20 protein-coding genes and 2 pseudogenes are annotated in these 22811 nt (G+C 64.1%); 15 read left to right on the forward strand and 7 right to left on the reverse strand.

Annotated elements, in window-relative coordinates; translation table 11 throughout:
- Positions 1-70 precede the first annotated feature (70 nt).
- On the forward strand, positions 71-988 hold the full coding sequence (locus OIT41_RS06870) for an alpha/beta hydrolase (RefSeq protein WP_264637636.1): 918 nt from the start codon (positions 71-73) through the stop codon (positions 986-988).
- Positions 989-1146: 158 nt separating this feature from the next.
- Entirely contained in the window at positions 1147-2337 is a 1191-nt protein-coding gene (locus tag OIT41_RS06875) for an acyl-CoA dehydrogenase family protein (RefSeq protein ID WP_078105732.1), read from the forward strand.
- 156 nt (positions 2338-2493) lie between these two features.
- Here the strand turns inward: OIT41_RS06875 and OIT41_RS20945 are convergent.
- Positions 2494-2754: pseudogene (locus tag OIT41_RS20945) on the reverse strand (peptidoglycan DD-metalloendopeptidase family protein); the annotation flags it as partial.
- Between the two features lie 602 nt (positions 2755-3356).
- Between OIT41_RS20945 and rpsB the strand changes: the two are divergent.
- From rpsB to OIT41_RS06910, 6 genes are all read left to right on the forward strand, one after another.
- Positions 3357-4235 carry a 30S ribosomal protein S2 gene (gene rpsB, locus OIT41_RS06885; protein WP_078105731.1) on the forward strand — a complete coding sequence of 293 codons (879 nt, stop codon included), beginning with the start codon at positions 3357-3359 and terminating at the stop codon, positions 4233-4235.
- A gap of 120 nt (positions 4236-4355) precedes the next feature.
- Positions 4356-5192, forward strand: coding sequence for a translation elongation factor Ts (gene tsf / locus OIT41_RS06890; protein WP_078105730.1), 837 nt, complete (start codon positions 4356-4358; stop codon positions 5190-5192).
- Between the two features lie 146 nt (positions 5193-5338).
- Positions 5339-6076 (forward strand): UMP kinase, encoded by a 738-nt coding sequence (gene pyrH, locus OIT41_RS06895; RefSeq protein WP_059387847.1) that lies wholly within the window; start codon positions 5339-5341, stop codon positions 6074-6076.
- Between the two features lie 102 nt (positions 6077-6178).
- Complete coding sequence (gene frr / locus OIT41_RS06900; protein ID WP_078105729.1) at positions 6179-6736, forward strand: ribosome recycling factor; 558 nt, start codon at positions 6179-6181, stop codon at positions 6734-6736.
- On the forward strand, positions 6736-7659 hold the full coding sequence (locus OIT41_RS06905; protein WP_241708735.1) for a phosphatidate cytidylyltransferase: 924 nt from the start codon (positions 6736-6738) through the stop codon (positions 7657-7659). Before frr ends, OIT41_RS06905 begins: the two co-directional genes overlap by 1 nt.
- A gap of 21 nt (positions 7660-7680) precedes the next feature.
- Entirely contained in the window at positions 7681-8265 is a 585-nt protein-coding gene (locus OIT41_RS06910) for a DivIVA domain-containing protein (RefSeq protein ID WP_078105727.1), read from the forward strand.
- A gap of 118 nt (positions 8266-8383) precedes the next feature.
- On the opposite strand, the gene OIT41_RS06915 is transcribed toward OIT41_RS06910, so the two are convergent.
- The 4 genes from OIT41_RS06915 to OIT41_RS06930 all read right to left on the reverse strand — a co-directional run bounded on the left by OIT41_RS06915 (position 8384) and on the right by OIT41_RS06930 (position 10869).
- Positions 8384-8971: a hypothetical protein gene (locus OIT41_RS06915; protein WP_264637637.1), complete on the reverse strand. Its 588-nt coding sequence runs from the start codon at positions 8969-8971 to the stop codon at positions 8384-8386.
- A 28-nt stretch (positions 8972-8999) separates the two neighbouring features.
- Positions 9000-9413: a DUF4383 domain-containing protein gene (locus tag OIT41_RS06920; RefSeq protein ID WP_078105726.1), complete on the reverse strand. Its 414-nt coding sequence runs from the start codon at positions 9411-9413 to the stop codon at positions 9000-9002.
- 128 nt (positions 9414-9541) lie between these two features.
- Positions 9542-10258, reverse strand: coding sequence for a hypothetical protein (locus OIT41_RS06925; RefSeq protein WP_264637638.1), 717 nt, complete (start codon positions 10256-10258; stop codon positions 9542-9544).
- A 125-nt stretch (positions 10259-10383) separates the two neighbouring features.
- The gene (locus tag OIT41_RS06930) at positions 10384-10869 is read right to left on the reverse strand and encodes an Lrp/AsnC family transcriptional regulator (protein ID WP_078105724.1); all 486 of its coding nucleotides are present in this window, start codon (positions 10867-10869) and stop codon (positions 10384-10386) included.
- A 195-nt stretch (positions 10870-11064) separates the two neighbouring features.
- Between OIT41_RS06930 and pdhA the strand changes: the two genes are divergently transcribed.
- The 3 genes from pdhA to OIT41_RS06945 are packed head-to-tail and all read left to right on the forward strand — an operon-like array spanning position 11065 to position 14683.
- Positions 11065-12231, forward strand: coding sequence for a pyruvate dehydrogenase (acetyl-transferring) E1 component subunit alpha (pdhA, locus tag OIT41_RS06935; protein WP_078105723.1), 1167 nt, complete (start codon positions 11065-11067; stop codon positions 12229-12231).
- On the forward strand, positions 12231-13241 hold the full coding sequence (locus tag OIT41_RS06940; protein WP_078105722.1) for an alpha-ketoacid dehydrogenase subunit beta: 1011 nt from the start codon (positions 12231-12233) through the stop codon (positions 13239-13241). The genes pdhA and OIT41_RS06940 overlap by 1 nt, the downstream gene beginning before the upstream one ends.
- A complete protein-coding gene (locus tag OIT41_RS06945) occupies positions 13238-14683 on the forward strand; it encodes a dihydrolipoamide acetyltransferase family protein (protein ID WP_264637639.1) in 1446 nt (481 codons plus the stop codon). Before OIT41_RS06940 ends, OIT41_RS06945 begins: the two co-directional genes overlap by 4 nt.
- A gap of 38 nt (positions 14684-14721) precedes the next feature.
- Here the strand turns inward: OIT41_RS06945 and OIT41_RS06950 are convergent.
- Positions 14722-15923: pseudogene (locus OIT41_RS06950) on the reverse strand (IS110 family transposase).
- A gap of 362 nt (positions 15924-16285) precedes the next feature.
- Positions 16286-16939 (reverse strand): TetR/AcrR family transcriptional regulator, encoded by a 654-nt coding sequence (locus OIT41_RS06955; RefSeq protein ID WP_078105720.1) that lies wholly within the window; start codon positions 16937-16939, stop codon positions 16286-16288.
- Positions 16940-17090: 151 nt separating this feature from the next.
- Between OIT41_RS06955 and OIT41_RS06960 the strand changes: the two genes are divergently transcribed.
- From OIT41_RS06960 to OIT41_RS06975, 4 genes are read left to right on the forward strand one after another with little or no spacing between them, the layout of a single operon-like run.
- The gene (locus OIT41_RS06960; protein WP_241708743.1) at positions 17091-18698 is read left to right on the forward strand and encodes a carboxyl transferase domain-containing protein; all 1608 of its coding nucleotides are present in this window, start codon (positions 17091-17093) and stop codon (positions 18696-18698) included.
- A 4-nt stretch (positions 18699-18702) separates the two neighbouring features.
- Positions 18703-20856, forward strand: coding sequence for an acetyl/propionyl/methylcrotonyl-CoA carboxylase subunit alpha (locus OIT41_RS06965; RefSeq protein WP_264637640.1), 2154 nt, complete (start codon positions 18703-18705; stop codon positions 20854-20856).
- Positions 20857-20858: 2 nt separating this feature from the next.
- The gene (locus tag OIT41_RS06970) at positions 20859-22022 is read left to right on the forward strand and encodes an acyl-CoA dehydrogenase family protein (RefSeq protein ID WP_264637641.1); all 1164 of its coding nucleotides are present in this window, start codon (positions 20859-20861) and stop codon (positions 22020-22022) included.
- Positions 22023-22041: 19 nt separating this feature from the next.
- Positions 22042-22809, forward strand: coding sequence for a CoA transferase subunit A (locus tag OIT41_RS06975; protein ID WP_264637642.1), 768 nt, complete (start codon positions 22042-22044; stop codon positions 22807-22809).
- Positions 22810-22811 lie beyond the last annotated feature (2 nt).

A 22811-nucleotide genomic window follows, 5' to 3' on the forward strand; every position in this document is an offset into this window, starting at 1 on the left:
TCCTAACGGGCCGAGCGCGCCACGGCGTGGACCTTGGCCCCGCGCCGGATGCGCATCCTAGGGTTATCCAATGAACTTCGAATTATCATCGCGGATCGATCCTGAACTGTGGTCACTCGTCGATGAAACCCGCGCTTTCTACGCCCACCGGCCGGCCGGCCGCGGCCCGGGGAGTCTGGAAGAGCTCCTCGCATTCCGGGCTGGCGCGCCAGCACCTGCGGAGTGTGATCCACAGCCAGTCACAGAGCAGGCAAGCGCGCTTGGCCGAAGCGTTCCGGTGCGGATCCACAGTCCGGTCAGTTCACCGGTGGCGGGAGTGTTCCTGGAAATCCACGGCGGCGGCTTCTACATGGGCTCAGCCGCTGGAAGCGATGTTCGCAACAGGCGGCTTGCCGACGCATTGGGTGTTGCCGTAGTCAGCGTGGATTACCGGCTTGCCCCCGAGCACCCGTGGCCGTCCGCACCCGACGACTGCGAGACGGCAGCGCTGTGGCTGGTCGAGCAGGCCGAAAGCCGTTTTGGTACAGCGAAACTCGGTGTCGGTGGCTTCTCTGCCGGTTCAACGCTGGCGGTTTCCACGCTTGTCCGGTTGCGCGATCGCGGGGTCACGGCCTTCAGCGGCGGCGTGCTGCAGTTCGGCACCTATGACCTCGCCGCGAAGACGGAGGCCGGGCGCCTGATCGCCGACGAGTATTTTCTTGACGCGTATGCCGGGACTGCTCCGGATCGCGCCCACCCCGACCTTTCACCGCTCTTCGCCGACCTTGCCGGGCTGCCGCCGATCCTTATCGTGGTTGGCCGCGACGACATCCTTTTGGAAGACAATCTCGCCATGGCCTCGCGGATGTCTGAAGCCGGTGTCGAGGTCGACCTGCGTGTTTATCCCGCGTCCCCTCATGGATTCACCGGACATGCGACGCCCATGGCACTAGCCGCCCTCGAACGCATCGAGGCCTGGCTTCGAGCTCGGCTAAGCCAAGCAGACTGAATCGTTCGGCCAAGAGGATCACAAGGATCGAATCCCGGCATCAATTCCCCGAGTGTGACGAGAGCGGCTAGAGCTTCACAAAGGTGTGCGCCGGGTTGCTTGTGGTGTCCCCACCCTTGCTGTAAGTTACTCACCAGTAACTTATGCGAAGGAGCGCCATGTCCAAGGCAGCAATCGACCTCGAGAATCTCCCGTACGCCGACGGCGACTTCTATGGATTCGAGCAACTGCTTACGGGCAAGGAACAAGACCGGCTGGCCGAGATCCGGACTTTCCTGTCCCGTGAGGTCAAGCCGATTGCCGTTGATTGCTGGAACCGTGGGGAATTCCCGATGGACCTGATTCCCAAGCTGGCTGAGATTGACCTAGTCAGCCCGGTGAGGCGGCAAGGCTATTCCAACGTGTTCGCTGGCCTTGTCCACGCAGAAGCAACGCGCGCCGATGCCTCGATTGCCACGTTCATGGGCGTCCACGACGGCTTGTTCACTGGTTCCATCGAGGCCTTGGCATCCCGGGAGCAACAAGAAGCCTGGCTGCCGGACGTCTACTCCCTCAAGAAGATCGGCGCCTTTGGACTAACCGAGCCGTTGGGCGGCTCGGACGTTGCAGGCGGCACCCGGACCACCGCGCGCCGCGACGGCGACAACTGGATCCTCAACGGGGCCAAGCGCTGGATCGGCAACGCCACCTTCTCGGACTGGGTTGTGGTCTTCGCCCGCGACCTCGCCGACAATCAGGTCAAGGGCTTCCTGGTGGACACGGGCCTCCCCGGATTCAAGGCCAGCAAGATCGAGAACAAGATCTCGCTGCGGACCGTCCAGAATGCCGATATCACCCTTGAAAATGTGGTGGTTCCGGACTTCTTCAAACTGGCCAATGCGAACAGCTTCAGGGACACCAACAAGGTCCTGAAAGTCACCCGACTTTCGGTCGCGTGGCAGGCTGTGGGCCAGCAGCTTGCGGCGTTCGACGTTGCCCGCCGCTACGCGGTTGAACGGATGCAGTTCGGGAGGCCCCTGGCATCGTTCCAATTGGTGCAGCAACAACTCGTGCAGATCCTGGGCAACACCGTCAGTTCCATGGGCATGATGGTCCGTCTCGCGCAGCTTGAGGATGCCGGCGTCGCCAAGGACGAGCAATCCGCGCTGGCGAAGGCCTTCACCACGGCCCGCATGCGCGAGAGCGTAGCCCTGGGAAGGGGAATCCTCGGTGGTAACGGCATTGTCACGGACTACGAGATGGCCAAGATCTTCGCCGACGCCGAGGCTATCTACTCCTACGAAGGCACCCACGAAATCAACACCCTTGTCACGGGGCGGGCCATCACCGGGATTTCCGCCATCGTCTAGCGGCGGTAAGTCTTGCAGCACCCGCAGCTCGTCCAGCGCCAACCAATCGTCCAGAGGCAGCAACACTGACGGCCGGAGATCCGTGACGAAGGCAAGCGGGTCCACATAGTCCTCCCCGGACCGAACTCCCCAATGGACGCACGGAGATCCCGCGCAGTGGCCGGCTCTGACGACGCCGATGGCTTGGCCCGTGGCCACGGGGGCGCCTTCTTCGAGTTCGCTGTCGACGGGCTCAAAGCTGCTCCGCAGCCCGTTCCCGTGGTCGATGGTGATCACAGGCCGGTCCACCACGACGCCCACGAAGCCCACAGTGCCGCCAGCGGGGGCGGCGACCGTTGCGCCGTCGTCGGCTGCTTGTAAATCCACGCCGCGGTGCCCGCTCAACCACGGCTTGTCCGGAGGATCGAACCCACGCATCACGGTGGGCCTGGGGGAGAGGGGCCACGCCCAGTCCGGGCCGGTCCCGGACTGGACAGGCGGGCCCGACGGCGGCGATGCAACGGCAGGCGCCGCGCCGAGGACAACGGGCAAAAGGCCGAGGGCAACGAGCAAAAGAACGTAGGCCGGTAGATGTGCGGTTCTCACGTAACAAGCCTTCGTTGGGGTGGCGCGTCCCGAAAGGCGCCAGCCTGGCTATGTGGAAAACCAGGCGGAAAATCCGCCGAAGGACGGACCCTGCGATCGCGCGACGGCGGTCATGAGGCTGAAGGCGCTGTAGTACACTTGGTGGAGCAGTTTGCTGTGCCCTCAGGCTTGTTCAGAAGCGCTTCTCATTCAGTCGCGCGGGGGTTGCAGGCTGACTACGCGTATCCAACCCTCCAATTGAGAATCCTCGCGGATTCAACGCTGCGGAGGATTGTGCCTCTTGCGGTCCGGCGAGTCATTGGCCTGATGAGAAGTGCAATGGATGCCAGGAGCCACGGCCCGTTCGGGTCCGGCTAACTAACCGTCAACTATTGGCAGGGTAAGAGTGGCCCGTGTGGCGCTCTCATGAATGACCTGCCGGAAGGAGCGTCGGCATGCCCGTCGTAACTATGCGCCAGCTGCTTGACAGCGGCGTCCACTTTGGACACCAGACCCGTCGTTGGAACCCGAAGATGAAGCGATTCATCTTCACGGAGCGCAACGGCATCTACATCATTGACCTTCAGCAGTCGCTGTCCTACATCGACCGCGCTTTCGAGTTCGTCAAGGCTACTGTCGCCCACGGCGGCACCGTCCTGTTCGTCGGCACCAAGAAGCAGGCTCAGGAAGCAATCGCTGAGCAGGCTACCCGTGTTGGCCAGCCGTACGTCAACCAGCGTTGGTTGGGCGGTATGCTCACCAACTTCCAGACCGTTGCCAAGCGCATCCAGCGCATGAAGGAACTCGAAGAGATCAACTTCGAGGACGTTGCAGGCTCGGGTTACACGAAGAAGGAGCTCCTGCTCCTCAAGCGCGAGCTCACCAAGTTGGAAACCAACCTCGGTGGTATCCGCAACCTGACCAAGGCTCCTTCCGTTCTGTGGGTTGTTGACACGAAGAAGGAACACCTGGCTGTTGACGAAGCCAAGAAGCTGAACATCCCGGTTGTTGCCATCCTGGACACCAACTGCGACCCCGACGAAGTTGACTTCCCGATCCCGGGCAACGACGACGCCATCCGCTCCGTAAACCTGTTGACCCGCGTGGTTGCCGACGCCGTTGCCGAGGGCCTCATCGCCCGTAACCAGCGCGCAACCGGTGCTGCAGAGGCGCCGGAAGAGCCGCTGGCTGAGTGGGAGCGTGAGCTCCTCGAAGGCAGCAAGGCTGAAGCTGCTGAAGCTCCGGCCGCCGAAGCCCCGGCTGCGGAAGCTGCTGAAGCCCCGGCCGCCGAGGCCACCGAAGCTGCTGCCGGCGAAGCCGAAGCAGACAAGTAAATCCGGACCTTTCCCGCGCTGATTTCGGTGCAGGGAGCTACTGACAGGATGGCGGCCCACCCGGTGGGCTGCCGTCCTGTCAGTCCGTAAACACATAAATTTCTAGACAGAGGGGTTCACATGGCGAACTACACTGCTGCTGACATCAAGGCCCTGCGCGAGCGCACCGGCGCCGGCATGATGGACGTCAAGAAGGCTCTTGACGAGGCCAACGGCGACGCCGAGAAGGCCATCGAGATCATCCGCATCAAGGGCCTCAAGGGCGCTACGAAGCGTGAAGGCCGTTCCACCGCCGAAGGCCTGGTTGCAGCCAAGGTCACGGACGGTGTCGGCGTAATGATCGAGGTCAACTGCGAGACCGACTTCGTTGCCAAGGCTGACAAGTTCATCCAGCTGGCCGACAAGGTCCTGGCCGTCGCCGTCGAGTCCGGCGCTGCCGACCTCGAGACCCTGCTGGCCATCGACGTCGAAGGCAAGCCCCTTTCCGAGGTTGTCGTCGAAGAAGGCGCCGTTCTCGGCGAAAAGGTTGTTGTCCGCCGCATCGCCCGCATTGAAGGCGGCACGGTTGACGCTTACCTGCACAAGACCTCCAAGGACCTCCCGGCCCAGGTCGGCGTCCTGTTCGCCGTCGAGGGCGAGGGCGACGCCGCTGCTACCGCAGCCCACGACGTTGCTGTCCACGTTGCAGCCATGGCCCCGAACTACCTGAGCCGCGAAGACGTCCCGGCCGAGCTGGTCGAGTCCGAGCGCCGCATCGCCGAAGAGACCGCCAAGGCCGAAGGCAAGCCGGAAGCCGCTCTCACCAAGATCGTCGAAGGCCGCGTGACGGGCTTCTACAAGGGCGAAGTTCTCTTGGACCAGGCATTCGCCAAGGATTCCAAGAAGACCGTTGCACAGGTCCTCGAAGAGGCCGGCGTCAAGGCAACCGCAGTTGCCCGTTTCCGCGTCGGAAACTAGTTAGACATACAAAAGGGGTGGTCACTTCGGTGGCCGCCCCTTTTGCATGCGACGGCAGGCCCGCAACGAGTGCCTCCATAGCCGGCAGCTTTCTGCCCGGCCCCCAGCAAGATAATCTAGCCAGAGTCCACAAACGGGAAGGCACCATGGAAACCGAGAACACTGCAATCCATCCGGAGAAGACCCGTCGTCGTGTACTGCTGAAGCTGTCCGGCGAGGTCATCGGCGGCGGAAAGCTTGGCGTGGACCCGGAAACCGTCCGCGCCATCGCCAAGCAAATCGCCGCAGCTGTTTCCGAGGTCGAGGTGGCAATCGTCGTAGGAGGCGGAAACTTCTTCCGCGGCGCCGAACTTTCCCAGAGCGGCATGGACCGTTCCCGCGCCGACTACATGGGTATGCTCGGCACAGTCATGAACTGCCTGGCCCTGCAGGATTTCCTGGAGCAAGCCGGCGTCGAGACCCGCGTCCAGAGCGCCATCACCATGGGGCAGGTTGCCGAGGCCTACATTCCGCGCCGTGCCATCCGCCACATGGAGAAGGGCCGCGTGGTCATCTTCGGTGCAGGCGCAGGCCTTCCGTACTTCTCCACCGACACCGTGGCCGCCCAGCGCGCCCTCGAAGTGCATGCCGACGTCGTGCTCATGGCAAAGAGCGGCGTGGACGGCGTGTACACTGCGGATCCCAAGAAGGATCCCACGGCCGAGAAGCTCGAAAAGCTCAGCTACGACGAGGCCCTGCGCCGTGACATCCGCGTCATGGACCAGACCGCAATGACCATGTGCAAGGACAACAATTTGTCCATGGTCGTCTTCGGCATGGAAGGCGAAGGGAACGTCACCCGGGCCATTCTCGGCGAAAAGCTGGGCACCCTGGTCACCCCCTAGCAAGGGCTAGGATATTTCTAGGACTCTTCCGCCCGCAGGGGCGGAAATTTATTGTGCATTGCGGCCCGTGGACCGGGGCGCGACTATTTCTGAGGAGAAACCGTGATCGAAGAAACCTTGCTCGAAGCCGGGGAAAAGATGGACAAGGCGGTCGAGGTAGCCAAGGAGGATTTCGCGTCGATCCGTACCGGTCGCGCGAACCCCGGGCTCTACAACAAGGTGATCGTGGAATACTACGGCACGCCCACACCGCTGCAGCAGCTCGCTTCCTTTGCTATTCCCGACGCCAGGACCATCCTGATCACGCCCTTTGACAAGACCTCGATGCGCGACATCGAAAGGGCCTTGAGCGACTCCGAGGTCGGCGCCAATCCGTCCAACGACGGCAACGTCATCCGGATCACCATCCCGGAGCTCACCCAGGAACGCCGCAAGGAATACGTCAAGATCGTCAAGGGCAAGGGTGAGGACGCAAAGGTTTCCATCCGAAGCATCCGGCGCAAAGCCAAGGACGCCCTGGACAAGCTCGTCAAGGACGGCGAAGCCGGAGAAGACGAGGGTGCCCGTGGCGAAAAGGAACTCGACGCCATCACGAAGGCCCACGTCGACGGTATCGATGAGCTCCTCAAGCGCAAGGAAGCCGAGCTGCTCGAGGTCTGATGAGCGAGGCTGAGCCGGCGCCCGCGCAGGGAATCCCCACACGCGCCAGACGCCAACGAGGCAACCCAACGCCCAAAGCCGGCAGGAATCTTCCGGCCGCCATCGGCGTCGGGCTCGCCATGCTCTTCGCCGTCCTCGGAGGGCTGCTGTTCCTGCCGCTCGGGTTCGTGCTGCTGACCACCGCGTTCGCGGTGCTCGGTGTGTGGGAAATCTTCCGTGCGCTCGAAGGCCAAGGCACCAGGATGCCGATCATCCCCGTGTTGACCGGTACCGTGGCGATGCCGTTGGCGGCTTATTTCGGAGGCACCGAGAGCCTGCTCTTCGCGATGGTGCTGAGCAGCACGGCCGTCCTGCTCTGGCGGTCCCTTGAAAGCGCTGCGGGAGCTCCGCGCAGCGTCTTCTCAGGAATCTTCACGCTTGCCTGGGTCCCTTTCCTGATCAGCTTTGCCATCGTGCCTCTCCATGTCGGCACGGGAGCGACGACGGCGGGTCCGTGGCCCGGCGGGCAGGTTCCGGCGGGTGCCTGGCAGATTGCTGTGATGCTGTTGCTAGTGGTGTCCAACGATACTTTCGGGTATCTCGTCGGCTCTCTGTTCGGCAAGCATCCGATGGCTCCCAAGATCAGCCCCAAGAAGACCTGGGAAGGTTTTGCCGGCTCGGTGGCAGGTGCCATGGTGATCGGGATCCTCGCCAGCATCTTCGTGCTGGACCGGCCCTGGTGGGTCGGCGTGGTGCTTGCCGTTGGCATGGTTGCCGCGGCTACCGCCGGGGACCTCGCGGAATCCATGGTCAAGCGGGAACTTGGCGTCAAAGACATGAGCAGCATCCTGCCCGGACACGGCGGGGTCATGGACCGGCTCGACTCGATCGTCTTCGCGGCTCCGGCAGCATTTATTCTTTACGCGCTGTTGAGCGGCGCCTGACAACCACCCAGAAGGAAAGCAGTGGCAGTGGACATTCGTCGCCAGATCCCCGCAGCATTTGAGCGCGTGGCGCACAGCAAGTATGGCTACAACGCAAAGCAGGTAGACCAGTTTTTCCAGCGCGCCCGGTTGTCGTTCGAAAACAGGGCCGAGGCATCGGAGAAGATCGGCAGCGGCGATGTCCGCGCCGTTTCGTTTGATCCTGTCAAAGGCGGCTACGACGCCACTGCCGTGGACGCAGCACTGGACCGCCTTGAAGACGCCTTCGCCCGGCGCGAACGCGACGAGCTGATAGCGGCCGAAGGCGAGGAAGCCTGGTTGCTGAAGATCGGCAAACTCTCCGGAGTGCTGCGGGGCCGTTTGCACCGGCCAGATGGCGAACGTTTCCGCCGGCCGGACAAGAAGCGTGCGCGCAGCTACAACATCGCCGAGGTCGATGCCTTGTGTGTCTCCCTGATCGGTTACCTGGAAAACGACAAGCCGCTGAGCGTCGACAACGTCCGCCGGGCAGCTTTCTCCGAGGCCCGCGGTCGCGACGGCTATGAAGAGGCGCAGGTTGATGCTTTCCTCGACCGGGTGGTCGAACTCATGGCGGCCATCGACTAGCCAAGCTCCGGCCCGCCCGGGAATCGGGGCGGTACCGCTTTAAGCAGCAATCCCTCCCACACTCGGTGTGGGAGGGATTGCTGCTTCCGCCTGGGCGGAAGGTCTTTGTGGTTAAGGCTTAGTGGTTATGGACGCCCGGCAGGGAGTGCTCTCCGTGCGGGACGGCATGCGCTCCGGCCACCGAGGCGGCGAGCCCCGGCGTCGTAATTGCTGCGACGACGACGGCGGCAGCGAAGGCGGCCGCCAAGAGCGCACCGGCACGTGGGGGAGCCGAAACGGTTCCCCCGACGTCGTCGCGAAACCTGCGGGCGAGCCAGGCGGAGGATCCCAACGCCATCAGGACCAGGAAAAGAGCCGCCAGATGCCCGCCGTCGAGCACCCTTTGGGCCATGCCGGCAACCAGGAATCCGACGTGGACCAGCACGGCCGCGAGGAGGCCTGCGGTTGTTGGCTTACGGAACCGGAGCCGCCCCCTTTGGAGGCTGGCAATCGAGCTTGCGATCAGCGCCAGGCCCCAGACCACGAAGAGGCTGCCCGCCCACACCAGGGGTCCCCGGCCCAAGATGTAGCTCGAGGCGATGGAAAGCTCGACGAGGCCCGCGCCCATTCCCGCAAAGCACGAGAACAAGGTGAGGGAGGCCCCAAGGGTGGGTCCCACGGACGTCGTTGGCTGAGCTGACACGGGGGTCGCAGCTTGAGCTGACACGGACGGCTCCTTCCGGGTTTCGAGGTGTTTAGACGTGGGCCCTGGCGGTGGTGGCCGGAACCTTGTCCTGCGAGAGGCCGATGCCGAGAAGAACCACAGCGCTGGCAAGGTGCAGGACGTTGTCTGCGCCGTTAAGGGCAATGATGTTCAGTGCGGAGCCCACGAGGAACAGTCCGAGGATGCCGACAAGCAAGTAGACGGCGCCGACGGTGGTATTGACGGTCTTGGACAGAACGGTGCTGTTCATGCCCGAGTAGAGGAGGGCCGCGCCAATGGCGAGGTGGATGATGTTGTGCAGGGGGTTTACCGCAAAGATGATCAGATTGGCACCCTCGGTTGCGAAGAATCCAATTCCCGAGGTGACGAAGAATCCAACGACACCCACGAGCAGGTAGACGGCGCCAAAGATGGTGGCGATCAGGCGGTTGGGCGAAGTGCGCATGGTCCAAACCTTCCGGTATGGCCGGGGTTGTCTCCGGCCTGTGTTCGAAACCCCGGACGGGGCTCTCAACCAGATATTCGGACTCCCCGGCACGATGGATGGGTCGGATGGGATGAATTTTTTCGGAGTTATCCCTGCGGCTGGAGACGGATGGCGTCCATTTTCAAATCATTGCCTTCAAAGTTGTACCTGAAGTCAAGGGTTTTGCCTTGGCACTGCAGGGTTCCAACAACGTCGGCCGTGTTGTTGCCGTTGAATGAACCGACGTTTACGGAGTCGTAATGGGGCCTGCAGGTGTTGTCCAGTCCGAGACCCGCAATGCCGGCCATGAACTTGTCCTTCGTCAGGCTTCGGGTGAGCACGGGGTTCATGTACTGGTCGTACGCCTGGGAGCTTTGGCCGTTCACGATCAGGCGGGTGAAGTCGTCGGAGACGGCCTGGGCCCTGTTCGTGGCACTTCCCACCACGTTGACCAGAACGACGACCCCCACGATGACAAGGGCGACGAACGCGGCCACCGCTCCGAGAATGATCCAGAGGAGCTTTCGGTTCTTCGCAGGCGGCGGGACGGGCATCCCGTAGGGGTGGGGAGGGTACGCCCCGTGCCCTGGAGGGGCGTAGGGGCCGGAGTAGGCGCCGGAGTACTGCCCGGGAGCGGGGTACTGCGCCGGCGGTGTGAACTGGCCCGGCGGTGTGAACTGGCTTGGCCGGCCGTAAGGGGCGGGGTATTGACCGGTTGGGCCGTCAGGCGGCGTGTTGCCGTGCCGCGGTGCTTCGCCTCCCGACGCCGGCGGGACGGCCTGAGGGTCCTGGTCAGGCTGCAGCGGTACTTGCGGGGTGCTCACGGGTGGTTCCCCTTCCCGGCGACCAGGCCTGCGCCGCCAACCGGACAGAAGCCGCCAGCCGGCCCCCTAGGCGTCCACCTGCATCAAATCGCACATTCCAGCGAGGAGCAAGGGGATTCAAGGGCTCAGCCCGTGCGGAGCGCCTTCTTGGTATTCCGGTTCAACAACGGCTGCACTCGGAAAGGAATCAATTCGCCCATGGACATGGCAGTGTCCGTTCGTTCCACTCCGTCGCACGCAAGGATCTTGCCGTTGATCCGGAACAGATCCTCGGCGTCGAGCGCCACCACCCGCAGCAGCAGGTCAGCCGAACCGGTCAGTCCGTACCCCTCCAGGATTTCCGGGATTTCGGCGAGGTCCAAGGCAAGCTGCCCAAGCTTCTGCTGCTGCACATGCACCGAGATGAACGCCATGAGCGGGTAGCCGAGGGCTGCCGGGTTGATGCGCCGTTCGAAGGAAAGGAACGCATGCTTCTTTTCCAGCTGGGCCATCCGCGCCTGGACCGTATTTCGGGAAAGTCCCAGCTTCTGCGCCAAGGCCACCACCGTGCCGCGGGGATCCTTCGCCATGGCCGAAAGCAGGCGTGTGTCGGTGCCATCTAAAGCTTGCATAATGCGCAACGTTAGCACGGTGCCTACCATTCAGATAGGGCAGAATGCGCAGGATTTTCAACGGTGGTTGTACCCAATGAGCATTGTGAGTAGGGTCACAATTAATCCAGGCGAAGACGCCCGGATGCTGGCCCGCGGGTGGATCACAAGTCCCTCCAAAGGCCTGCGAGCACGAGCTGAAAGGTGCGATCAACTGTGTTGACGGACGAACCCGGCCAGGACGCCTACAAGGTGCCGAATCCCGGAATCAGTGCAGCAAGCCCGCGTCGGACCGGCGGGGATCTGGTCCAACTGATTTCCCCGGAAGGGGAACGCATCAGCCACCCGGAGTTCGATCTCTGGGTCAGCGATGTCACGGACGAGCAACTGTGCTCGCTGTACGAGGACATGATGGTCATCCGCCGTATCGACGCCGAGGCCACGGCCTTGCAGCGTCAGGGTGAGCTGGCCCTGTGGCCGCCACTGCTGGGCCAGGAAGCCTCCCAGATCGGTTCCGGCAGGGCCCTCAGGGACGACGACTTTGTCTTCCCCAGCTATCGGGACAACGGCGTTGCCTACTGCCGCGGCGTGGAGCCAACGGATTTGGTCCGCGCGTGGCGCGGCAACGCTTCGGCCGGTTGGGACCCGTACCGCCACAACATCGCCACCCAACAGATCATCATCGGCTCGCAATCGCTGCACGCAACCGGCTACGCGATGGGCATCCAGTACGACGGAGCGGACTCCGTGGCAGTTGCCTACTTCGGCGATGGCGCCACGAGCGAGGGCGATGTCAACGAGGCCATGGTCTTCGCGGCGAGCTTCCAGGTACCCGTGGTTTTCATCTGCCAGAACAACCACTGGGCCATCTCGGAACCCGTCCGGATTCAGTCCCACATCCAGATCGCCGACCGTGCTTCGGGCTTCGGAATCCCCAGCATGCGGGTCGACGGGAACGACGTCCTGGCTGTCCTGGCTGCCACGCGCATTGCGTTGGACCGGGCCCGCAACGGCGGCGGACCGACCTTCATCGAAGCGGTGACCTATCGCATGGGCCCGCACACGACGGCGGATGATCCCACCCGTTACCGCGACGCCAATGAACTTGAAGACTGGGCAGCCAAGGACCCGATTACCCGGCTCAAGGCGCTCCTTCGGACCAAGGGACTCCTGACGGAAGAAGTCGAAGCTAAGACCCAGGCCAAAGCGGACGAGGTGGCCAGGGACCTGCGGGCAGGAGTCATCAACATGCCCGATCCCGCGCCCCTTGATCTTTTCAAGCACGTCTACAGCACGCCCAACTCCTGGATCGAACGCCAGAAGGACCACTACTCCCGCTATCTGGAAAGCTTCAGCGGATCAACCCAGGAAGGTGCCCTCTGATGAGCAAGCTGACCTTCGCCCGCGCCATCAACGCCGGCCTGCGCAAGTCCCTCGAAAACGATCCCAAAGTTGTCCTCATGGGTGAGGACATCGGAGCGCTCGGCGGCGTTTTCCGTGTGACCGACGGCCTCCAGAAAGACTTCGGCAAACACCGGGTGGTTGATACTCCCTTGGCCGAATCCGCGATTATCGGCACCGCCGTCGGACTGGCCTACCGCGGCTACCGGCCGGTCTGCGAAATCCAATTCGATGGCTTCATCTACCCGGCATTCGACCAGATCGTCAGCCAAGTAGCCAAGATGCATTACAGGACCCAGGGCCGCGTCAAGATGCCCATCACCATCCGGGTTCCCTTCGGCGGCGGAATCGGTTCGCCCGAGCACCACTCTGAGTCCCCGGAAGCCTACTTCACGCACACCTCGGGACTCCGCGTCATCAGCGTCTCCAACCCGCAGGACGCGTACACCATGATCCAGCAGGCCATCGCCTCGGACGACCCGGTGCTCTACTTCGAACCCAAGCGCCGCTACCACGACAAGGGAGAAGTGGATGAGACGGCGGAGCTTTCCACGGCGCTGTCCATGGAGAAGGCAAGGGTGGTCACGCCAGGCAGCGACGTCACTTTGGTGACGTACGGACCGCTCGTGAAGACCGCGAACGACGCCGCCATGGCCGCCGCCGACGAAGGAGTCTCCGTGGAGGTCATCGACCTGCGCTCGCTCGCTCCGATCGACTTCCCGGCAGTGGAGGCATCCGTCCGCAAGACCGGCAGGCTCGTCATCACGCATGAGGCTGCGCAGTCCGGCGGGCTCGGCGCCGAAATCGCCGCCAGCATCACGGAGCGTTGCTTCAACTACCTTGAAGCGGCGCCGGTCCGGATCACCGGGTTCGACATCCCCTACCCGTACTCAAAGCTCGAGATGCACCACCTGCCGGACCTGGACAGGATCCTTGACGGTGTGGACCGCGCACTCGGCCGCGGCAACTCCCTGAGCGGGCTGGAAGGATGAGCGCCACCATGATCAAGGAATTCAGGCTGCCCGACCTCGGCGAAGGACTCACCGAGTCGGAAATTCTCAGCTGGAAGGTCGCGGTGGGGGACACCGTGACGTTGAACCAGGTCATTGCGGAGGTCGAGACGGCGAAGGCCGTAGTTGAGTTGCCTTCGCCCTTCGCCGGAACCGTCGCCGCCTTGCACGAACAGGCCGGTTCCGTTGTGGAGGTCGGCAAGCCGATCGTCTCCTTTGAGGTCGACGACGCCGGAGCCTCACCTTCCGGTGCTAGCGGTTCCGATGCGGGAGCTTCCCCCGGGGACGCCCCGAGCCCGGCGGAGGGGGCGGCCAAGCGCGAGCCGAACCTCGTGGGCTACGGTGCCGTCGTCGAAAAGTCCGGACGCCCCGCCCGACGCCAGCGGAGCTTTGACGCAGGCGCCACCGAACGCGAGCCAGTCCGGGAGCCCATTCCCGCCGTCGCGCCTGTTCCCGCCGTCGCGCCCTTTTCCACCGTCGAAACTACGGCACCGCCCGCGGTTGCAAGCGAGACTGCAGCGGAGCAGGAGCGTCCACGGTCCACGCCTCCGGTCCGCAAGCTGGCGAGGGATCTCGGAATCGACCTCGAGCTGGTCAAAGGAACCGGACCGGGAGGCCTGATCACCCGTTCGGACGTCCAGGACTTCGCTTCCGGGTCCCAGGCGCAGGTTTCGGCTCCCGAGATCGCCCCCGCCGCTGCGTCCGCCGTCGGGGTTTCAACTGAACGCGAGACCCGCACGCCCATCAAGGGAGTCCGGAAATTCACGGCAGCCGCCATGGTGCAAAGCGCCTTCACGGCGCCGCACGTTACGGAGTTCCTCACCGTGGACGTCACTCCGACCATGGAACTTTTGACGCGGCTCAAGGCCAGCCGCGAATTTGCCGGCTACAAGCTCACGCCGCTGACCATCGCGGCCAAGGCAGTGTTGATTGCCCTCCGCAGGAACCCGAGCCTGAACTCCCGCTGGGACGACGGCGCACAGGAGATCGTGCAGTTCAACTACGTCAACCTGGGTATCGCCGCCGCCACGCCGCGGGGCCTGACTGTCCCTAATATCAAAGACGCGGACCGGATGACCCTGCTGGAACTGTCCACGGCGTTGTCGGCTCTCACGGACACGGCGCGTTCGGGCAAGACCTCCCCGGCAGACCTGACGGGCGGGACTATCTCGATCACGAACATCGGCGTGTTCGGGATCGACGCCGGCACCCCCATCTTGAACCCGGGCGAGGCTGCCATCGTCGCGCTCGGATCGGTGCGCAAGGCCCCATGGGTGCACAACGACGAGCTCGCAGTCCGCCAGGTCATGTCCCTGAGCCTGTCCTTCGACCACCGGCTGGTGGACGGCGAACAGGGCTCGAAGTTCCTGGCCGACCTGGGCGCGATCCTGTCCGACCCTGCCACCGTCATGACGATGATCTAGCGGTTCCCCGGCCCAACTAATACAAAAGTAGGGGTGGATCAGGCTGCGGTGACCGGAGTGATCGTGACGTCGTAGCCGAGGCTGTTGAGCTGCTTGATGGCGTTGTTCTTGGCGCGGGTCGGGTTGATGCGGGTGAAGTGGTCAGCTCCGGGCTCGTTGTAGCACTCGCCGTTGGCGAGCATGTGCCAGGCCGCGGTGAGGATGGAATGCTCGACGGCGACGAGGGCTTTGTTGCGTCCGCTTCGGGCCGTGATGCGGTGGTATCTCGCGGCGAGGTAGGTGTTCTTGGACCGTGCGGCCGCCATAGCCGCGATGCCGAGGGCTCCCTTGAGGGTCCGGCGGATTCGTTCGCGCCGGGACAGACGCCGGCCCAAGACGCGAGCCGGGCGGGGGTTTCGAACACGGCCATGTCCGCTCCGGTTTCGGCGATGATCACCTCGGCGACCCTGCGGGAGACTCCGGGGATGGCGGCCAGGGCTTCCCTGGCGTCGCGAAAGGGTTCCATCGCCTCCTCGATCCGTGCCGTGAGGGCCTCGATGACCCGGGTGTGGGTGTCGATCTGGTCCAGGTGCAGGCGGGCCATGAACGCGTGGTGGGGTTTGAACCGGCCGGTGAGCGCGTCGACGAGGGCCGGGATCTTCGAGCGCAGCATGCCCCGGGCCATCCCGGCCAGCACCTCTGGGTTGCGTTCTCCGTTGATGAGGGCCTCGAGGATGTTCCGGGAGGAGACCCCTGTCAGATCCGAGACCACCGAGGAGAGCTTGATCCCGGAACTCTCCAGGAACTTCTCCAGCCGCTGGATCTCCCGGGCCCGGTCGCGGGTGGCGATCGCACGGGCCCGGGTCAGGTCCCTGAGCTCACGGATCGGTTCCGGCGGCACGAACGAGGCCCGCAACAACCCGAAAGCGGCCAACTGCGCCAGCCAGGCCGCGTCGGAGACGTCCGTCTTGCGGCCGGGGATGTTCCGGGCCGCCTTGGCGTTGACGAGCATCACCGGCAGCGTCTCCTCCATCAGGTAGTAGAAGGGCTTCCAGTAATCACTGGTCGCTTCCATCACCACCGTGCTCACATGTTCGCGTTCCAGGAACTCACGCAGCTCCAGGATCTGATGCGTGTTCGCGGCCCAGGTCGTAACCGTTGATGTGTAGGTCCCGGCCCGCGGGCCCGGGACCCGCACGCAGACTTTCGCGTCGCGTTTGGAGATATCCAACCCCGCGGCCCGCTCGTGAACAATGTCCATAACGACTTCCCTCCAACACCCTCAGACGGCCATCTACTGTGTCCGTCTCGGGGAGGACAGGGAAAATATTCAGGAATCTAATACCCGTGCTTCAAAGCAACAATCCACGGTTCCCGTGGAAGTCCTCCACGCCACGCTAACTCACGGACTCAAGGCACCAAGTTGGGTCGGCGTTCACCGAGACGAACACCTCCATGATCACCGAGCCGCCCGGAGAGAGCCAGAGTCTTGGTGAGCCAGACGCATACTTTCCCGGCCCACGGCGCACCAGCGGCGCTCATCCGCTAACTCGCAGTTGTTGTCGTTTTGAAGGCTCAGAACGACAACAACTGCGAGCCAGTTGGGGCCTGGCAGGCGGGAGGTTAGCGCGCCGTCAGGGCCGCGAGGGCCATGCGTTCGAGGATGGGCCTCGCGGTTTTGACCGCCATGCGTCGTCCATGGTGCCGGACCGAGTGCGGTGTCGAGTTGATGAGGCCGAAGGCGGCGTGGGCGCGGACCCGGAGTTCGGCGGGATCGGTTTCCGGATGAAGTTCGCCAAGCACACCCACCCACAGTTCCACGTAATTGCGCTGCAGTGTGCGGACTTCGGCCTGGTCGGCGTTGCTGAGGTTGCTGAAGTCGCGGTCCTGGACCCGGATGACATCGGGATTGCTGAGGGCGAAGTCCACATGGAACTCCACCAGTCCGTGCAACGCGGCTTCGGCGTCAGGGGCCTCGGACGCCACGGTGCGTCCGCCGTCGAGCAGGTTCCGGCTCACGCTCAACAGCAACTCGGCCAGTACGGCTTGTTTTCCCGGGAAATGCCGGTACACGGCAGGACCGCTGACTCCAGCCGCGGCACCCAGGTCCTCAAGGGACACGCGGTTGAAACCGTCGGCGGCGAACAACCCGGCTGCGGCGGTCAGGAGGGCCTTGCGCCGTGTTTCCTTGGCCTGGCTTCTTTGGGTCGGGCTCTCTTGCTTGGGGCTCCGCGGGGTAGGGCCGTCCTGCTGGGAGCTCCGTTGGAAGGTGACCACAATTCCTCCTTTTGCACGCGTCCACTTCGGCGCCGGCACCGGGGTGGCCCGGTGCGGAGGTGATGGACAACACAGTTAATAGAGACTAACCTAAATTCCAGTTATGCGGTACTAACTGAGATGGCCCATGGGCCGGGATGGGACACAGTCGATGGAGACACTCGCCAGCCAGCTGGATACCAGCAGCGACCAGTTCGCGGCCAACGCGGAAGCGCAGCTGTCCCTGGTACACGAGCTGAAGAAGCGCCTTGCCGTGGCCGCGCTCGGCGGCCCGGAGAAGTCGCGCGAGCGGCACATTTCCCGGGGCAAGCTGTTGCCGCGCGAGCGCATCAACTACTTGTTGGACGAAGGAAGCCCTTTCCTGGAGATCGCCCCCTTGGCGGCCAACGGGATGTACAACGATGACTCGCCGGGCGCCGGCGTGATCGCGGGCATCGGCTTGGTCCACGGCCGCCAGGTGATGGTGGTTTCCAACGACGCCACGGTCAAGGGCGGAACGTATTACCCGATGACGGTGAAGAAGCACCTCCGGGCCCAGGAAATCGCCCTGGAAAACAAGCTTCCATGCGTCTACCTCGTGGATTCCGGGGGAGCGTTCCTGCCGAAGCAGGACGAGGTGTTCCCGGATAAAGAGCACTTTGGCCGGATCTTCTTCAACCAGGCGAAGATGTCCGCGGCAAAGATCCCGCAGATCGCGTCCGTCATGGGATCCTGCACCGCCGGCGGCGCCTACGTTCCCGCCATGAGCGACGAAACCGTCATTGTCCGCAACCAAGGCACCATCTTCCTGGGCGGGCCGCCCCTTGTGAAGGCCGCCATCGGTGAAATCGTTACGGCCGAGGAACTCGGAGGCGGCGACGTCCACTCGCGGATTTCCGGCGTGACGGACCACCTCGCCGAAAACGACGAGCATGCCCTGCAGATCGTCCGCGACATCGTCGCCACCCTGCCCCAGCCGGCGGCCCCGGCATGGGACGTGGACGCCGCCGTCGAACCCGTGGTGGACCCGGCCGAGATCTATGGTGCCGTTCCCACGGACGTCAACGCCCAGTACGACGTCCACGAAGTCATCGCCCGCCTGGTGGACGGCTCCAGGTTCCATGAGTTCAAGAGGAACTACGGCACCACCCTGGTGACTGGATTCGCGAAGCTCCATGGCCACCCCGTGGGTATCGTCGCCAACAACGGTGTGCTGTTCAGCGAGTCCGCCCTCAAGGGCGCGCACTTCATCGAGTTGTGCGACCAGCGCGGCATCCCGCTGGTCTTCCTGCAAAACCTCTCCGGCTTCATGGTGGGCAAGGACTACGAGCACGGCGGCATCGCCAAGAACGGCGCCAAGATGGTCACCGCCGTGGCTACCGCCCGCGTGCCCAAGCTGACCGTGGTAATCGGAGGTTCCTTCGGCGCCGGAAACTACTCCATGTGCGGCCGGGCCTACTCGCCGCGCTTCCTCTGGATGTGGCCGGCCAGCAGGATTTCGGTCATGGGCGGGAACCAGGCCTCCAGCGTGCTGGCCACCGTCAAGCGCGACCAGTACGAGGCCCGCGGCGAGGAATGGTCCGCCGAGGACGAAGAAGCCTTCAAAGCCCCCATCAAGCAGCAGTACGAGGACCAAGGCAGCCCCTACTACTCCACCGCCCGGCTCTGGGACGACGGCATCATCGACCCCGCAGACACCCGGCGCATCCTGGGCATGGCCCTCGATACCGTCTCCCGCCAATCCCTGCCGGAAACCTCCTTCGGCCTCTTCCGGATGTGACCCCATGACAATCAACTCCTTCGACACCGTACTTGTCGCCAACCGCGGCGAGATCGCCTGCCGCGTCATCCGTACCCTCAAGGCCATGGGCATCCGTTCGGTGGCGGTCTATTCAGACGCCGACGCCGGAGCCCGCCACGTGCGCGAAGCCGATGCTGCCGTCCGGATCGGTACTGCTGCGGCAGCTGACAGCTACCTCCGGATCGACGCGATCATCGAGGCCTGCCTGCAAAGCGGCGCGCAAGCCGTCCACCCCGGCTACGGATTCCTCGCCGAGAACGTGGAGTTCGCCAAGGCACTGGACGCTGCCGGCATCGCGTTCATCGGCCCCGGCATCGACGCCATCGAGATCATGGGCGACAAGATCCGTTCCAAGAACCACGTCATGTCCTACGGCGTCCCCTGCGTTCCGGGGATCGCCGAACCCGGCCTGAGCGACGAGGAACTGATCGACGCGGCGCCCGGCGTCGGCTTCCCCCTGCTGATCAAGCCCTCGGCAGGAGGCGGCGGCAAAGGCATGCACATCGTGGAGCGGCTGGAGGACATGGCGGCGACCCTGCTGACGGCCCGCCGGGTGGCGGCGAGCGCCTTCGGCGATGACACCCTCTTCCTCGAGCGGCTCATCCAAACGCCCCGGCACATCGAAGTCCAGGTCCTCGCCGACAACCACGGCAACGTCATACACCTCGGCGAGCGCGAGTGTTCGCTCCAGCGCCGCCACCAAAAGGTGATCGAGGAAGCACCGTCCCCCTTGCTGGAGTCGCTCGCGAACGGCGCCGAGGTCCGGGCGCGGATCGGTGCGGCAGCCTGCCAGGCTGCCCGAAGCGTCAACTACAGCGGTGCGGGCACGGTGGAGTTCCTGGTCTCGGACGAGGATCCGGAGCACTTCTTCTTCATGGAGATGAACACCCGCCTCCAGGTAGAGCACCCGGTCACGGAGATGGTCACGGGCGTCGATCTGGTCGAATGGCAAGTGCGCGTCGCCGCAGGTGAGGTCCTCACGGTGGCGCAGTCCGACGTCGTGCTTGACGGCCACGCGGTGGAGGCACGCGTCTACGCGGAGGTTCCCGAACGCGGTTTCCTGCCGTCCATCGGCGAGATCGTGACGCTCCGGGAACGGGCAAGCAACGATCCGCACGTCCGCGTCGACTCAGCCATGCTTCCGGGACTGACCGTCACCGGCGATTACGATCCCATGCTCGCCAAGGTCATTGCGTGGGGACCGGACCGCAAGGCGGCGCTGGACACCCTCGACCACGCGCTGGGGGACTACGCGCTGCTGGGTGTGCACACGAACGTCGAGTACCTGCGGCTCCTGATCAACGACGACGACGTCCGCGCCGGACGCCTCGACACCGGCTTGATCGAGCGCAAACTGGACGGGTTGGAATTCCGTCAAGCGAGCGACGTCGAGTTGATCGCCGCCGCGCTGCTCAACCGGACAGAACTGCTCAACCGGACAGAACTGCTCGGCCGCCCGGAACCGGCTCCTGCTGGAACGGCTGCACCCTGGAACACCGCCGACGGCTGGCGCGTCGGCGCCCCCGCGCCGTGGAAGGCCACCATCGGACGTCCCGACGGCGGCCTGGCCACCGTGGGGCTGACGGTGAAAAGGCAGGGCTTCACGGCGCGAGTGGACGACGGCGTCGAGCATTCTGCCGCCCTGCGTCCGGGATCCGCGGGGCATGCGGTGCTGGTGCTCGACGGCGCCGAGCACCCCTTCGCGTACGGTTCACCGTCGCCGGTGGCCGGGACGCGCGAGCTCTGGCTCGGCAGCGACGGCTGGTCCTGCCGTTTGGAGATCCTGGACCGCGAGACCCGGATCCAACGCATCCTGGCGGCCATCCAGCGCGAAGAAAGCGCCGCGGATCCCGAAGTCCGGTCTCCCATGCCGGGAACCGTCGTCTCCGTTTCGGTGCACGACGGCGACCAGGTGGAAACAGGCCAGGTACTCCTTTCCGTGGAGGCGATGAAGATGGAGCACCAACTGGTGGCCTCGGTGTCCGGCACCGTGCACCTCAGCAGCAAAACCGGGGACCTCGTGAAGGCAGATCAAGTCCTCGCCACCATCCACGTGTTGGCGGAACCCACCTCCGAAGCCGCATCGGAACCGGCCCCTGAACTTACAGCAGAAAACCAGAAAGACGAGGAAGTCTAGCCATGGCAAGTTTTGAACTCACCGAGGAATACCAGGACCTGAGCGACTCCGTCCGGGAATTCGCCGACGAGGTAGTGGCCCCCGTATCCACCAAGCACGACGAGGAACACAGCTTCCCGTACGAGGTCGTCAAGCAGATGGGCGAGATGGGCCTTTTCGGCCTGCCCTTCCCTGAAGAGTTCGGCGGCATGGGCGGCGACTATTTCGCGCTCGCCCTCGCGCTGGAACAACTGGGCCGGGTGGACCAGTCCGTGGCCATCACCCTCGAGGCGGGCGTATCGCTCGGAGCCATGCCGGTGTACCGCTTCGGCACCCAGGAGCAGAAGGAACACTGGCTGCCCCGGCTCACCTCGGCCGAAGCGCTCGCAGGCTTCGGCCTGACCGAGCCGGAAGCCGGCTCGGACGCCGGAGGCACCAAGACGAACGCGCACCTCGAGGATGGCCGCTGGGTCATCAACGGCAATAAGGAGTTCATCACCAACTCCGGGACCGACATCACCAGGCTCGTCACCGTCACCGCCGTCACCGGGCAGCACGAACGCAACGACGGGAGCATCAAAAAGGAAATCTCCACCATCCTGGTTCCCACCGACACGCCCGGTTTCACCGCCGAAAAGGCCTACAACAAGGTGGGCTGGAACGCCTCCGACACCCACCCGCTGACACTGAACAACGTGCGGGTGCCCGAAGAAAACCTGCTCGGTGTCCGGGGACGCGGCTACGCCAACTTCCTGTCCATCCTGGACGAAGGCCGCATCGCCATCGCCGCGCTCGCCACTGGCGCTGCCCAGGGCTGTGTCGATTTGTCGGTGAAATACGCCAAGGAACGCATGGCCTTCGGACAGAACATCGGCAAGTACCAGGCCATCCAGTTCAAGATCGCGCGCATGCAGGCACGGGCCCACACGGCACGCCTGGCCTACTACGATGCGGCCGCGAGGATGCTGGCAGGCAAGCCGTTCAAGACCGAAGCGGCCATCGCTAAGATGGTCGCAGGCGAGGCAGCCATGGACAACGCGCGGGACGCCACCCAGGTGTTCGGCGGCTATGGCTTCATCAACGAATTCACGGTGGCGCGCCACTACCGCGACTCCAAGATCCTGGAAGTCGGGGAAGGCACCACCGAGGTCCAGTTGATGCTCATCGCCCGCGAGCTGGGCCTTTAACCGTCAGGGAAGGTAAACGATGATTGACAAAGTTGTTGCCAGCGCCGCGGAAGCGGTGAAGGACATCCACGACGGCGCCTCTCTCGCCGTCGGCGGGTTCGGCTTGTGCGGTATCCCGGTGGCGCTGATCGATGCGCTCCACGATCAAGGCACCCGGGACCTTGAAACCGTCAGCAACAACTGCGGCGTGGACGACTGGGGCCTGGGCATCCTGCTGAGGGACGGGCGTATCCGCCGGACCATCAGCTCCTATGTCGGTGAGAACAAGGAGTTCGCACGCCAGTACCTCGCCGGTGAACTCGAGGTCGTCCTCACCCCGCAAGGTACTCTCGCCGAGAAACTGCGCGCCGGCGGCGCCGGCATCCCCGCGTTCTTCACCGCGGCCGGCGTCGGGACACAGGTCTCGGAGGGCGGACTCCCGCAAAAGTACGACGCCGACGGCAGCGTGGCGATCGCTTCCTCACCCAAGGAAGTGCGCACCTTCAACGGGGCGGACTATGTCCTGGAGGAATCCCTCACGCCCGATTTCGGACTGGTCCACGCCTGGAAGGGCGACCGCCACGGGAACCTTGTCTTCCACGCGACGGCCATGAACTTCAATCCACTCTGCGCCATGGCGGCACGGATCACCATCGCCGAGGTCGAAGAACTCGTGGAACCCGGCGAACTCGATCCGCAGCATATCCACACCCCGGGCATCTTCGTCCAGCGGGTCGTGGTGGCGCCGGACACCGAGAAGCGCATCGAGAAGCGGACGGTCGCGTTGACCCGACAGGCAGGAGCGTAGCC

Source organism: Arthrobacter sp. YA7-1 (assembly GCF_025960325.1).
Lineage (GTDB): Bacteria > Actinomycetota > Actinomycetes > Actinomycetales > Micrococcaceae > Arthrobacter > Arthrobacter bambusae_A.